13 protein-coding genes are annotated in these 12691 nt (G+C 43.6%); 12 read left to right on the top strand and 1 reads right to left on the bottom strand.

Annotated features, from left to right (window positions below; translation table 11 throughout):
- Window positions 1–27: 27 nt before the first annotated feature.
- From NIES1031_RS24410 to NIES1031_RS13480, 10 genes are all read left to right on the top strand, one after another.
- Window positions 28–171, top strand: coding sequence for a hypothetical protein (locus NIES1031_RS24410; protein ID WP_178378138.1), 144 nt, complete (start codon window positions 28–30; stop codon window positions 169–171).
- A 172-nt stretch (window positions 172–343) separates the two neighbouring features.
- On the top strand, window positions 344–1489 hold the full coding sequence (locus tag NIES1031_RS13520) for an ABC transporter ATP-binding protein (RefSeq protein WP_073549954.1): 1146 nt from the start codon (window positions 344–346) through the stop codon (window positions 1487–1489).
- A 198-nt stretch (window positions 1490–1687) separates the two neighbouring features.
- On the top strand, window positions 1688–2776 hold the full coding sequence (locus tag NIES1031_RS13515) for an extracellular solute-binding protein (RefSeq protein WP_084544346.1): 1089 nt from the start codon (window positions 1688–1690) through the stop codon (window positions 2774–2776).
- A 37-nt stretch (window positions 2777–2813) separates the two neighbouring features.
- Window positions 2814–3905: an extracellular solute-binding protein gene (locus tag NIES1031_RS13510; protein ID WP_073550086.1), complete on the top strand. Its 1092-nt coding sequence runs from the start codon at window positions 2814–2816 to the stop codon at window positions 3903–3905.
- 195 nt (window positions 3906–4100) lie between these two features.
- On the top strand, window positions 4101–5180 hold the full coding sequence (locus NIES1031_RS13505) for an extracellular solute-binding protein (RefSeq protein WP_073549952.1): 1080 nt from the start codon (window positions 4101–4103) through the stop codon (window positions 5178–5180).
- Between the two features lies 1 nt (window position 5181).
- Entirely contained in the window at window positions 5182–6030 is an 849-nt protein-coding gene (locus NIES1031_RS13500; RefSeq protein WP_073549950.1) for an ABC transporter permease, read from the top strand.
- Window positions 6031–6039: 9 nt separating this feature from the next.
- Window positions 6040–6882: an ABC transporter permease gene (locus NIES1031_RS13495; RefSeq protein WP_236738833.1), complete on the top strand. Its 843-nt coding sequence runs from the start codon at window positions 6040–6042 to the stop codon at window positions 6880–6882.
- Window positions 6883–6994: 112 nt separating this feature from the next.
- On the top strand, window positions 6995–7345 hold the full coding sequence (locus NIES1031_RS13490; RefSeq protein WP_073549949.1) for a hydroxyisourate hydrolase: 351 nt from the start codon (window positions 6995–6997) through the stop codon (window positions 7343–7345).
- Between the two features lie 36 nt (window positions 7346–7381).
- Window positions 7382–8476: an ABC transporter substrate-binding protein gene (locus NIES1031_RS13485; RefSeq protein WP_073549948.1), complete on the top strand. Its 1095-nt coding sequence runs from the start codon at window positions 7382–7384 to the stop codon at window positions 8474–8476.
- A complete protein-coding gene (locus tag NIES1031_RS13480; RefSeq protein WP_073549946.1) occupies window positions 8476–9090 on the top strand; it encodes a flavin reductase family protein in 615 nt (204 codons plus the stop codon). Before NIES1031_RS13485 ends, NIES1031_RS13480 begins: the two co-directional genes overlap by 1 nt.
- A gap of 122 nt (window positions 9091–9212) precedes the next feature.
- Here the strand turns inward: NIES1031_RS13480 and NIES1031_RS13475 are convergent, their stop codons facing one another.
- Window positions 9213–10172 carry an FCD domain-containing protein gene (locus NIES1031_RS13475; RefSeq protein WP_143167773.1) on the bottom strand — a complete coding sequence of 320 codons (960 nt, stop codon included), beginning with the start codon at window positions 10170–10172 and terminating at the stop codon, window positions 9213–9215.
- A gap of 333 nt (window positions 10173–10505) precedes the next feature.
- Here NIES1031_RS13475 and NIES1031_RS13470 point away from each other — a divergent pair, with 333 nt between their 5' ends.
- Together NIES1031_RS13470 and hydA are read left to right on the top strand one after the other, a co-directional pair.
- A complete protein-coding gene (locus tag NIES1031_RS13470) occupies window positions 10506–11240 on the top strand; it encodes a maleate cis-trans isomerase family protein (RefSeq protein ID WP_073549944.1) in 735 nt (244 codons plus the stop codon).
- A gap of 5 nt (window positions 11241–11245) precedes the next feature.
- Window positions 11246–12685: a dihydropyrimidinase gene (hydA, locus tag NIES1031_RS13465; protein WP_073549943.1), complete on the top strand. Its 1440-nt coding sequence runs from the start codon at window positions 11246–11248 to the stop codon at window positions 12683–12685.
- Window positions 12686–12691 lie beyond the last annotated feature (6 nt).

Raw genomic sequence — 12691 nt, 5'->3', positions numbered from 1 at the left:
GATTCAAAGTAAGCATGAAGATACAGCTTGGCAGCAGGAAAGTTAGTAAAAATAACGACATATGGCAATCATGATTTTCTGATTTGTCCAGAGTCAATTTGCGATCGCAACGTTGATATTCATACTTCGTTATTGCTGTACGCTGCCCGCAATTTGTTTATCGCCCAATAACGCTGAAAATTTTGTTATTTGTGATACATCATGCTTTTTTGTATACAGTATCCTAGTCAATCATTAGTTTAATATCTCTTTTGAACGACCACAAAATCAGCACAAAGTAAGATGTCGAATTATTGCAAATTATATTGCGACGCTGATATAAACCCTACTTAAGTACAAACACATGGAATCGGTGAAGCATATTGAGTTAGTGAGCAGCCTTGTTCCAGTTCGAGCTAGCGAAGATTACTCTGGTCATAGCTTAGCGCTTGAGGAGATCGTGCATCGTTTTGGCGACATGGTGGCGCTGCAAGATATTCATCTGAATATTCAACCAGGTGAATTTGTCTCGCTGCTTGGTCCGAGCGGTTGCGGTAAAACAACGTTGCTACGAATTATCTCTGGCTTTCTCAAACCAACTTCTGGCAGAATTCTGATCGATGGTCAATCGGTAGGCGCACTTTCACCCAAGCAGCGGGGTGTAGGAATTGTCTTTCAAAACTACGCCTTGTTTCCCCACATGACGGTTTGGGACAACGTGGCGTATGGATTGCGTGCTAACCGAGTGCCGCGTGGTAGAGTTGCTAATAAAGTTGGCGAGATGCTCGAGCTTGTGCAACTAAGTCATCTTGCCAAGCGTTATCCGAGTGAATTATCCGGCGGACAACAACAGCGAGTTGCAATCGCGCGTGCGTTAGCAGTAGAACCGAAGCTCATGCTCTTGGATGAGCCTTTCAGTGCGCTAGATAAAAATCTGCGGCTTGATATGCAAATTGAAATTCGCCGCTTGTTGAAAGAGCAAGATATTACTGCGATTTTGGTCACTCACGACCAAGAAGAAGCAATGAGTATGTCAGATCGCATTGCGGTCATGTCCCAGGGAACAATTCATCAATTTGATCCTCCCAGCCAAATTTACGATAAACCTGCAACACTTTTTGTGAGTACGTTTGTTGGTACTTGCAACCTTTTACCTGGTAAGCTCGTTGAACGCGATACTTCAGATTGCCTTGTAGAAGTACCTGGAGGCGGAAAACTCCGAGTTGCAAATCAGGAAAGAGTACAGTCACACAACGATGTTTTGTTAGCAGTCAGACCTGAAAATTTGCGGATTCAAACGCAACCTGGCACGCATTGCTTACCGACTATCGTAGAAATGTGTTTACCGTTGGGTGCTGTCATGACATACGAAGTGCAAATTGCACCTAATACGAAAGTTAAGGTAACACAACCACGCCTTCCTGGAACTCGTCCTCTGCAACAAGGACAGCAAATTTACCTAGAACTTGTATCACCACAAGCTTGTGCGTTGTTTCCCGCAATGAGTTAAGCATCATCCTGTCTGACAATGCATATATGAACATGAACCATCTCATGAAGCGCCGCACATTTCTGAGCACAAGTTTTATGGCAGGTGTAGCAATGACAGGGTTAGGTTCTTGTAACTCTCAATCGCAAGGAAGCAGTGATTTAGCGATCGCAATGGATTGAGCGCTTTAACCGCGAAGTAACGGTATAAAAAAACACTATGTCAAACCGCCGAATGCTCGTCATGAGTCGTCGAGTTATGCTAGGAACAAGTTTGTTTGCAGGCGCAAGTTTACTTCTAAAGGCGTGTGCTAACAACGCAACAACTAATCCGGCTACTACTGGCGGAAAATTAATTGCCACAACTCTACCAGGTTCGTGGGAGCAATTTAATCGTACTGTTCTTGTACCTAAGTTTGCTGCGGATACCAATGCTGAAGCCGCGCTAGTTCCATTAGTTTCAGCAGATCAAGTTGCTAAATTACAAGCATCTCCTAATAATCCACCCTTTGATGTCCTATCGCTAGATTCTGGTGTATTTGAAGGTGTTCCGAAAGAAAAACTTTTTCAGAAATTGCCGATCGCACAACTGCAAAACTACAACGAACTTGCTCCACAATTTCAAACTCAAGATGCTTGGGGTGCTTTAATTGGAGTACAAGCAGTAGGTATTGCATATAATCCCCAAACTGTCAAAACACCGCCATCTTCTTGGCAAGATTTGTGGAGTTCGCAATACAAAGGTCGCGTAGCACTCATGGCAATGCGGAATAATCACACGATTGGTTTTATGCAGAAAATTGCCAAAATTCACGGTGGTAGTAGTGAGAATCTAGAACCAGCGTTTGCGGCTTTAGCAGAACTCACACCAAATTTGACAGGTGTTGTTGCAAATGCAGGCGCACTTATTACTTTATTTCAGCAAGGCGAGGTAGATCTTGCACCACATGACTTAAATAGTGTCAAATTGCTGCAATCAAAAGGAGTTGATATTGATTGGGTAATGCCTCAAGAAGGAGGATTTGCACTGACACCAATTATGACGATTGTACAAAATCCCACAGCAAGTGTGGAACTAGCAACTGCTTATGTTGATGCTGCGATCAGTACTGATGTTCAAACGCAAATGACCCAGACAAATTATGTTTTGCCGACTAATCGTAATGTTCCGATTCCAGAAGCGATCGCTCAGAAACTCGGTAACAATCTCGAAGAAATCTTGACAAAGCTTGAGTTTCTGGACTGGGGAACAATTAACAAGCACCGCACAGCATGGATTGAGCAATTTGATCAAACTGTCCAAGCCTAACTTAATTTTGTTGTGATTTATGGGAAATCATGTGATCATGTCCCACCGGAGATTAAATTCTCTTTCTCGACGTGCTTTTTTGGGAGCAAGTTTATTTGCAGGGACAAGTCTCGTTCTCAAAGCTTGTGGTGGAACAACTGCGACGAGTGGAGGTAATGGTGGTGGAAGGATTGTTGCCACCTGCTTTGCTGGTAGTTGGGAACAGTTTTATCGCAATGTTCTGATTCCAGCTTTTACTAAAGTTCACGGGGGAGAAGTAAGCTTAGTAACAATGGTGTCACTAGAGCAAGTTGCTCAACTAAACGCCTCACCGAATAATCCTCCGTTTGATATTGTTTTACTTGATGAAGGTCCATTCAACGCTGCTCCACAAGAAAAGTTATTTGTCAAGCCTGACGTTAATTTAATTCAAAATTACGCTGATGTCTTACCTGAGTTGCAACATCCTGATGGCTGGGCACCAACGACAGGCGTTCAAGTTATGGGTATTGCTTATAATCCCAAAACAGTAGCAACTCCGCCGAATTCTTGGGATGATCTGTGGGATTCCAAGTATCGCAATCGAGTATCTATGCAAGGAATGCAGACGACTCAAGGAACTTCTTTGATGGTGCAAATTGCGAAGATGCATGGGGGAGATGAGACAAATATTGAGCCAGCGTTTAGCGCACTACAAGACTTAAAACCAAATTTAACAGGAATTGCGGCAAATGCAGGAGCTTTAGCGACACTCTTTCAACAAGAGGAAATTGATTTAGCACCACACGATCTCAATAATGTTGTTGCTTTGCGATCGCGTGGCGTGAATATTGATTGGGTAATGCCTCAAGAAGGCGGAATTGCTTTACGTCCGGCGCAACAGATTGTTAGAAATACAACTGTCGATCCAGAATTGGCAGCTACTTTTATTGATACTGCGCTGAGTGCTGATGTGCAAAGTGCAATGGCATCGGAGCCTTATTACTTTTTACCTTCTAATCGTAATGTTGTGTTATCGGGTGTGTTGGCAGAAAAGCTGGGTAATAACTCAGAAGAGGTTTTAGATAAATTGGTACTTCTTGATTGGAACGCTATTAATAAACAGCGTACGGCTTGGATTGAGCGATTTGATCGCGAGGTACAAGTTTGACGTGAAGATAGCCTAGTGACTAAAGTCACGGCTGAAAAACTCAGTCTACCTGCGTGGACTTATGACATCAAGGTTGTATAAACCAATAAAAGTAAAGCTCGTCTATAGCATATCAACAAAAATAATTAAAAATTCAATGATCTAATCTTCCCTGCTTCTTTCTCTGTGTAGCTGTTGCCATCTACTGAAAACACTATGTCTCACATACTTACCACTAAAATGACTCGCCGTGCTGTGCTTGGTGCTGGACTTTTTGTTGGTTCTAGTTTGTTGTTAAAAGGATGTCAAAACGCATCATCGGTATCAAGTACCCAAGAATTAATTGTGACAACTTATGGTGGTTCTTGGGAAGAAGGGCATCGTCGGGAACTTGCGAGTTCATTTACACAAACTCATAACGCTAATGTGCGTGTGATTTCTGAACCAGGTTTAGAAGCTGTTGCCAAAGTATTAGCAGCACGACAGCAACCTCCGTATGATGTCATTTTGATTCCGGAAGGACCGATGTTTACAGCACAAGCCGAAGGTGTGCTGCAAGAATTTCCACCAGATGCGAGTCAAAATCATGCCAATATTCTGCCGCAGTATCACAATCAAGCATTAGCCCCAATGGTAGCTTCGCAGGTTTTGGGAATTGCCTACAATCCAGAACGAATTTCTAATCCACCGCGATCGCTCTTAGATCTTTGGAGTTCGGAGTATCGCGATCGTGTCGGGATTCCTTCATTAGAAAGTGGGTTGGGAACGACGTTTTTTGTCGAACTAGCGCGGTTAGAAGGAGGTAGTGAAAATGACGTAGAAGGTGCATTCGCAAAATTAACACAACTACGCCCCAATCTTGCTGCAGTTGCACCCAATCCTGGAAGTTTAGCAACCCTATTACAACAGGGTGAAATTGATATTGCGCCGCATTGGTTCGACTACGTTAGTGGAATTCGTGGTAGAGGAGCTGTCGTTGAGTGGGTTGCTCCGACTGAAGAACTTGCGTCATCGAGTTCCTCATTACAGGTTGTGAGAAATTCACAAGCGACTAAACTGGCAACTGCTTATGTAGATACGGCACTTTCGTTAGAAGTCCAAAATGCGATGGCGCAGCCACCTTACAACTTTCTACCCACGCACCAAGACGCGACGATTCCTGTAGAACTAGCACAATTACTAAGCGAAAATGCGCGCGATCGCGTCGATGCCAGAATATTTATTCCCGATTGGCAAGCTATCAACCCCAATCGTTCAGCTTGGATTGAACGTTTTGATCGAGAGGTGAAAATTTAAAATGACCGCTAAGTTATTTGCCCCACGAGAATGGCAGTTAGCACTACCACTTGCTATTTTCTTACACTTATTTTATGTCGCTCCGTTGGCTGTTTTGCTAGCATCAAGCTTTCAAACTGCGCCTGGTGAACCTAGCTTTACTTTGGCACAGTACGGGCAATTTTTCCAAGATGCCGTCAACCGTAAAGTTTTACTCGACACTTTTTGGCTGGGAGTGCAAGTCACACTTGCTTGTTTGCTATTTGGCTACCCCGTTGCCTACGTTTATGCAAATGCACCCGCGAAGTGGAAAGGAATTTTGACCTTTTTGATTTTGTTACCACTGCTAACAAGTTCAGTTGTCCGGACTTTTGGCTGGGTGGTGATTTTAGGTAGACAAGGACTCGTTAATTCGCTATTGCAAGGTTTGGGGATAACACAAGAACCGATCAGGCTGTTGTTTACCCATCCAGGTGTGGCGATCGCCATGACACAAATTCAACTGCCTTTTATGGTTTTGCCTATTGTGGCGTCATTATCACAGATCGATCCGCGACTCGCCGCAGCATCAGCAAGTTTAGGTGGTGGCGCTTGGCGGACATTCTGGAAAATTACTTTTCCTCTGACATTACCTGGAATCATTTCTGGTTGCTTGCTGGTTTTTGCAATTACCGTAAGTTCTTTTGTAACTCCCTCTATTATCGGTGGCGGTCAAATTATGTATATGCCAACGCTGATTTATCAACAAGGCGTTGTGCTTTTAAATCGTTCCTTTGCTGCAACGATCTCTGCGATTTTACTGGCAATGGTTTTAATCGTTGTTTTTGCACTGAGTAACTTAGGTCAAAAAAGCCGTGATTACGTTCACTAGGAGTTAATTGTGTCAACTACTACAGTTCGCGCTTCATCAGGTCAACTTGATAAGTTAGATCGCTTATCTTTCGGTTGGGTCATGTGGGGTATTGCCATTTTTAGTCTGATTATCTTGTCACTACCTACTGTAATTGTCTTAATTGCTTCATTTAGTTCCGCACAAACGCTGCGATTTCCGCCAACAGGTTTCTCGTTGCAGTGGTATCTAGCTTTATTCGATTATCCAGAGTTATGGTCAGCAGCGGTAACAAGTCTTCAAGCGGCATTGTGGACAACGCTCATTTGTATTGTACTTGGTGTCTGTGCTTCTTTAGCAATGGCAGGCAGTCGTGCCCGCTGGGTAGCAGCGATGGATGCTTTAGTCATGTCGCCGTTGGCTTTACCAGGTATCGCTGTGGGTTTGGGAATTCTGACTTATTTCAGTGTACTTGGAGTAAGACTTTCCTTAGTAACACTTGTATTGAGTCACGTTGTGATCTGTATTCCCTACCTTGTGCGCACGACACTTGCAAGTTTGATTCAACTGGGAACATCGTTGCGGGAAGCTTCAACGGTACTTGGTGCAAGTCCTGCTTATACGTTCTTTCATGTCACGTTACCACTGATTAAACAAGGGGTGATTACTGGTGGATTTATGGCATTTTTGACTTCGTTTGACAATATCACGGTTTCTTTATTTTTATCAGATGCCCGCACCGAAGTCCTACCAATTCGGATGTGGTCAATGATTGAAAACGATTTAGATGTCCGCGCGGCAGCAATTTCAGGAATCTTGATTGTGGCAACAGCATTGCTGATGGTATTAATGGAACGCATCTCAGGTTTATCTAAGTTCTTGGTTAAGTCTTAAAAGAAGAGGGAATAGGTAATGGGTAATTGGTAGTAAAAGATATTTACCATTCACTCCGAACTTCGCAGTAAATCAATTTTTTCTCTTTAACCATTCTTCTTGAAGCGCTTTTATGGCAGGTGGAATTTCAATTCATGTTGTCGATGTCACGCGGGGACTACCCGCCACCGGAATGGAAGTAGAAATTTTCAAAGTTGGCGGCGAGAAGATTGCAGCAGATGTGTTATCGCACCAAGGCGTGTTAGATCATTCTGTGGTTCGTGGTGAAAATGTTGAACCTGGTAACTACGAAGTTGTCTTCCATATTGGTGAGTTTTACCGTCAACTTGGTTACGCTTTACCTAATGAATTTCCTTTTTTAGATGTTGTTCCGTTTCGCTTTGGTATTAGTGACGTCGAGCAACATTGTCATCTTCCACTTAAGGTTTCACCTTGGGGTTTTTCGCTGTTTCGCGGCGGATAGTTAACGTCGTTTTTTGAAGGTTACTTAAATTAGATTATGTCAAAGTTGTTTGCTCATCAGTTTTCACGTCGTACAGTTCTTGGCGCTGCTATGTTTGCGGGTGCAAGTTGGCTACTCAAAAGTTGTGCTGCTGATACAGCTACAGATTCACCTCAAGGTAGTGGACAATTTGTTGCCGCAGTGTTTCCTGGTACAACCGAAACCTTGGCTAGGGAAAAATTAGCACCTGAATTTACTCAAGCGACTGGAACGCAAGTAAGTCTTGTGCCATTATTAGCATTTGAACAAGTCGCACGTCTTCAAGCATCTAAAACTAATCCACCTTTTGATGTAGTACTGCTAGATGACGGACAAACAAATATTGCTACAAGCGAAGGTTTAATTCAACAGTTTCCAGCAGATTCGAGTGAGAACACTAAAAATGTTGAGTCTGCGTTTCTGAGTACTGAAGGTTTCGCTCCCATTTTTTACGCGCAAGGAGTTGTCTTAGCTTACAACACAGAAAGAATTCAAACTCCACCGACTTCTTGGGAAGCTTTATCAAACAGCAATCTTTCTGGTAGTGCTGGCTTAGTGAGTATGAATAGTGTATTAGGAACCAGCTTTATGGTCGAGTTAGCACGCACGCGGGGAGGCGGTGAATCAAATATTGAACCTGCGTTTAGTATGCTGCAAGAAATATTACCGAATGTCAATGGTGTTGCTGCAAATCCTGGCGCATTGTTGACGTTGTTTCAACAAGGAGAAGTTGACATTGCACCAATGTGGCATAACGATGCTGCATATTTAAAAACGCGAGGAATACCAGTAGAATGGGTAGTCCCTGAATCTGGACTTGTTGGGGCGCGTTACAGCATGAACGTTGTCAGCAATCCGCGATCGAGTTTAGAGTTAGCAGTTTCGTATATCGATACAGCACTTTCTGACGAGGTGCAGTCATATCTTTCTAGTAGTCCCTACTTCTATATTCCGGCAAATTCAAATGTACCCTTAGCACCTGAAATTGCTGAACAGCTACAAGCAAGCAATTTAACTGAGTTTATGCAAAGAGTCAGTATCTTAGATTGGAAAACGATTAATACGCAGCGATCGGCTTGGATTGAGCGGTTTAACCGAGAGGTACAGGCATAATGCTTTCTTTTGTGCCTGAAGAAATGAAGCCTCGCGCTCCTTATCACTTACTAACTAGTATTGTTGCACCTCGTCCGATCGCTTGGGTGTCCACAATCAGTCAAGATGGTAAACCAAATCTTGCACCTTACTCGTTTTTCAATGCTGTTGCGGGTTTTCCACCCACAATTATGTTTTCGGTATCGTATCGCCAAACGAAGGAACCCAAGGAAAAAGACACATTACGCAATGTACGCGAGGTTAAGGAGTTTGTCTGTCATATTGTCGATGAGACAATGGCAAACGCCATGATTGAAACCGCAGTTGATTTACCCTATGGCATAAATGAATTTGAATTCGCGCAACTCACTACTATTCCAGCAACTGATGTGCAGCCATTACGGATTGCTGATGCGGCTGTGGCGATGGAGTGTCAAGTCACGCAGATTGTTCCTGTAGAAGGAGCGACAAATGTTATGGTGTTAGGTCGTATCTTACGCTTTCATGTCCGCGAAGACTTGTATCGTCCTGAAATGGGATTAGTTGATACTGTCCGCATGAAGCCGATTACGCGATTAGGTGGTGCGGTGGAATATACCAAGATTGGGGAGTTGTTTTTCTTGGGAAATCATTGAGGCAGAAAAGCCAGTGCGGTGCAAAGGTGGTGCTCCAAGCGGACTTCGTCCAACAATTGTCGGGTAATGAGTAATAGATATACTTACCAATTACCAGTAACCAGTTACCAGCCCTTAAATGTTTATTTGTCTTGAGGAGATTTTACCCAGCGAATAATCGTATTATGATTAACACCCGTAATGCGCTCAATTTCGCGAAATCCTATGCCGTTATTGTGTAAAACTATGCACTTCTCGCGAATTTCTGCTGAGTAGCGAGATGACCCATAAGTAGCAAGAAACTGCCGTCCGCACTGCTTACAAATATAACCTTGCTTACCCATACGCCTTCCGTTACGGCTTACCTCAAAAGACAAACACCGAGGGCATTGCAGTGCTTCTTGTTGCGGTTTTTCTGCTGATGATATTGGCAGCGATCGCTCGAATATTTCTCTAATTCGCTGCTGGCTTGCTTTGAGATGATGCGTAATGTATTCCACTGCGGCTGGTGCATCGCGACGGGAGATCGCTTCATACACTTGTCGATGTTCTCTATGAATGTTGGTAATGTCAGGTTCAGCTTGTAATGTTTGAGTTCTTAGTAGTCGGGTATGATTTGATAGATGATCCAATAGCGGCACTAACCAAGGATTATCTGAACTTTGGGCAATTAAACGATGAAAGTCAAAATTGAATTCTAATAGTTTATTTTGTAATTGATATTGTCCTTGCTGGGCTAAGCGTTCGGATTGGATAACTGTTTGCTCAATTCCTTTTAACTGTTCGGCGGTGGCGTTTTCGCAGGCTCCTACAACACTTAGCTGTTCTAGCGCAATTCGGCAATCGTAGAGTTTGATGGCATCGTGTAACGAAAGTTTAGTAATATACAATGCCCCATCACCATCCGACGCTAATAAATTTTCCTGCTGTAGGCGGCGAATTGCTTCGCGTACTGGAGTTCTACTTACTTGAAAGCGTTGTGCAAGTTGACTTTCAATGAGTCGCTCATTTACAGCGATTTCTCCCGTTAAAATTGCTGAACGTAAGGCTAGATACGTTTGTTCGTATAGCGGTTGACTACGTTGTGGCAATTGAGAAGACAATCTTACATCTCCTTTGTAGCGAATAGTCTTTGATTCTTTTCCTAATTTAACGTCAATATAATTTGTAATTTCTATACAAAGCTTCTCACCCCTAAATCCCCCACCTGTAGGGGACTTTACATTTTAAGTCGTTTGGCGGGGAGAGTAGATAATTACAAATTAATTAAATGTACTTTGCGATACAGTTCTCATCATCATGCTTGTATACAGTGATTTGATAATTTCATGCAACATTGTGCAAAAAACTTCAGAGTAAATATTTCCGTCGCACTTAGTTTTTTACTTACTGAGCATTGCATCACTGTACTGTTTTAGATTTATTGCGAATCATGCATGGCTAAGCGAGTTCTTTTAGGAATGCTAACTCCTTCCTCAAATACCGTTCTCGAACCGGTAACGAGTGCGATGGTGAGTAGCTTGTCTGAAGTTTCGGCACATTTTGGGCGGTTTCGCGTGACAGAAATATCGTTGCAAGAGCAAGCATTACAGCAATTTGACACCACACCACTTGTTGAGGCTGCGCAACTTTTAGCCGATGCCAAAGTAAATGCGATCGCCTGGAATGGCACATCCGCAGGTTGGTTAGGATTTGAGGCTGATGTGCAACTCTGTCAGCAGATTACAGGGGTGACAGGAATTCCGGCAACAACTTCGGTGCTAGCACTATTAGAAATTTTGCGTGATCGCCAAATCACAAAGTTTGGACTTGTTACACCATACCTTACCGATGTTCAAGAACGCATTATCGTCAACTTCGCCGAAGCAGGCTTTCATTGTATTGCTGAGCAACACCTCAATTTATCAGTTAACTTTGATTTTTCGGAAGTTACCGCAGATAAATTAACGTCGATGATTCGTACTGTGGCGGCGGAACAACCACAAGCAATTTTGACTTTTTGTACTAATTTGCGGGCTGCACCACTAGTTGATGCATTAGAAAAAGAACTTGGTATCCCGATCTACGACACCGTTGCAGCCGCCGTATGGAAGTCACTTTGTATGACTAGTGTTGATTCTCGCCGCGTTGAGGGATGGGGTAGTTTATTCTCGCACTCAGTTGGTAAGTAGGGCATATGACAGAATTTGATTTAGTCATTCGTAATGGCAAAATAGCGACAGCAGCGGATGTGATGAACTGTGATATCGGCATCCATCAAGGACAAATTGTCGCACTTGCAGCGGAACTTCCCAAGGGAACGCAAGAAATTGATGCTACAGATAAACTCGTTTTACCTGGTGGTGTTGATGCACACTGTCACATGGATCAACCAATGAATGACGGTTCGGTAATGGCGGATGATTTTTACACTGGCACACTCTCAGCATTGTGTGGTGGAACAACGACGGTGATTCCCTTTGCGTGTCAAATGAAAGGACACTCTCTTGCAAAAGCGGTAGAAGATTATCACCAACGCGCCACCGACAAAGCAGTGATCGATTATGCGTTTCACTTGATTGTCACCGATCCTACGCCACACGTTTTAGATGAGGAACTCCCCAAACTGATTGCGAAAGGATATACATCATTCAAAGTTTACATGACTTATGACGATCTGAAATTGAGCGATCGCGCTTTACTTGATGTCTTAGCTGTAGCGCGACAAGAAGGTGCGTTTGTCATGGTTCACGCAGAAAATAGCGATTGCATCGCCTGGATGGTACAACGTTTAGCACAACTTGGGAAAATCTCTCCACGATACCATGCGACAGCCCGTCCCCAGGTTGTCGAACGCGAAGCAACACATCGGGCGATCGCTTTAGCTGAACTTGTAGATGTACCCATTTTAATTGTGCATGTTTCTGGCGCAGAAGCCGTCGAGCAAATTCAATGGGCGCAAAATCGGGGATTACGCATCTATGCAGAAACTTGTCCGCAATACTTATTTTTGACCGAAGCCGATTTAGATCAACCTGGATTTGAAGGCGCAAAGTGCATTTGCAGTCCACCGCCACGCGACAAAGCAAATCAGCAAGTGATTTGGGATGGATTGTGTAACGGCGTCTTTCAAGTCATTTCCTCAGATCACGCACCATTTCGTTATGCCCATCCGCAAGGTAAACAAATTTGTGGCACGCACGGTTCATTTCAATACGTTCCTAATGGTATTCCTGGAATTGAAACCCGATTACCGTTGCTCTTTTCTGAAGGTGTTAACCAAGGACGTATTGATTTAAATACTTTTGTCGCCCTCACCGCAACGAATCCGGCAAAACTCTACGGATTGTATCCGCAAAAAGGTACGATCGCAATTGGTTCGGATGCAGATTTAGTCATTTGGGATACGCAGCGACAAGTCACAATCGCAAACGAGATGCTACACCACAACGTAGATTACACACCTTACGAAGGTATTGCACTACAAGGTTATCCCGAAATAACCATATCGCGGGGTGAAATCGTGTATCAGCACGGCGAAGTGATTGCACAAAAAGGGCGTGGTAAATTCTTATCGTGTGGTTTATCCAGTTTCGCCCGTCCCAGGCAGAGGGGCAAGGCAGTGCCTTGCCCGTAGGAGAAA

It is taken from the genome of Chroogloeocystis siderophila 5.2 s.c.1, from assembly GCF_001904655.1.
GTDB lineage: Bacteria > Cyanobacteriota > Cyanobacteriia > Cyanobacteriales > Chroococcidiopsidaceae > Chroogloeocystis > Chroogloeocystis siderophila.
This window is presented reverse-complemented; position numbering and strand designations above follow the sequence as displayed.

What these genes read in the sequence shown, in the direction of transcription:
- NIES1031_RS13515 (WP_084544346.1), top strand. Translation starts at nt 1,688, where the DNA reads ATGTCAAACCGCCGAATGCTCGTCATGAGTCGTCGAGTTATGCTAGGA.
- NIES1031_RS13505 (WP_073549952.1), top strand. Translation starts at nt 4,101, where the DNA reads ATGTCTCACATACTTACCACTAAAATGACTCGCCGTGCTGTGCTTGGT.
- NIES1031_RS13490 (WP_073549949.1), top strand. Translation starts at nt 6,995, where the DNA reads ATGGCAGGTGGAATTTCAATTCATGTTGTCGATGTCACGCGGGGACTA.
- NIES1031_RS13470 (WP_073549944.1), top strand. Translation starts at nt 10,506, where the DNA reads ATGGCTAAGCGAGTTCTTTTAGGAATGCTAACTCCTTCCTCAAATACC.
- NIES1031_RS13485 (WP_073549948.1), top strand. Translation starts at nt 7,382, where the DNA reads ATGTCAAAGTTGTTTGCTCATCAGTTTTCACGTCGTACAGTTCTTGGC.
- NIES1031_RS13480 (WP_073549946.1), top strand. Translation starts at nt 8,476, where the DNA reads ATGCTTTCTTTTGTGCCTGAAGAAATGAAGCCTCGCGCTCCTTATCAC.
- NIES1031_RS13510 (WP_073550086.1), top strand. Translation starts at nt 2,814, where the DNA reads ATGTCCCACCGGAGATTAAATTCTCTTTCTCGACGTGCTTTTTTGGGA.
- NIES1031_RS13520 (WP_073549954.1), top strand. Translation starts at nt 344, where the DNA reads ATGGAATCGGTGAAGCATATTGAGTTAGTGAGCAGCCTTGTTCCAGTT.
- NIES1031_RS13500 (WP_073549950.1), top strand. Translation starts at nt 5,182, where the DNA reads ATGACCGCTAAGTTATTTGCCCCACGAGAATGGCAGTTAGCACTACCA.
- hydA (WP_073549943.1), top strand. Translation starts at nt 11,246, where the DNA reads ATGACAGAATTTGATTTAGTCATTCGTAATGGCAAAATAGCGACAGCA.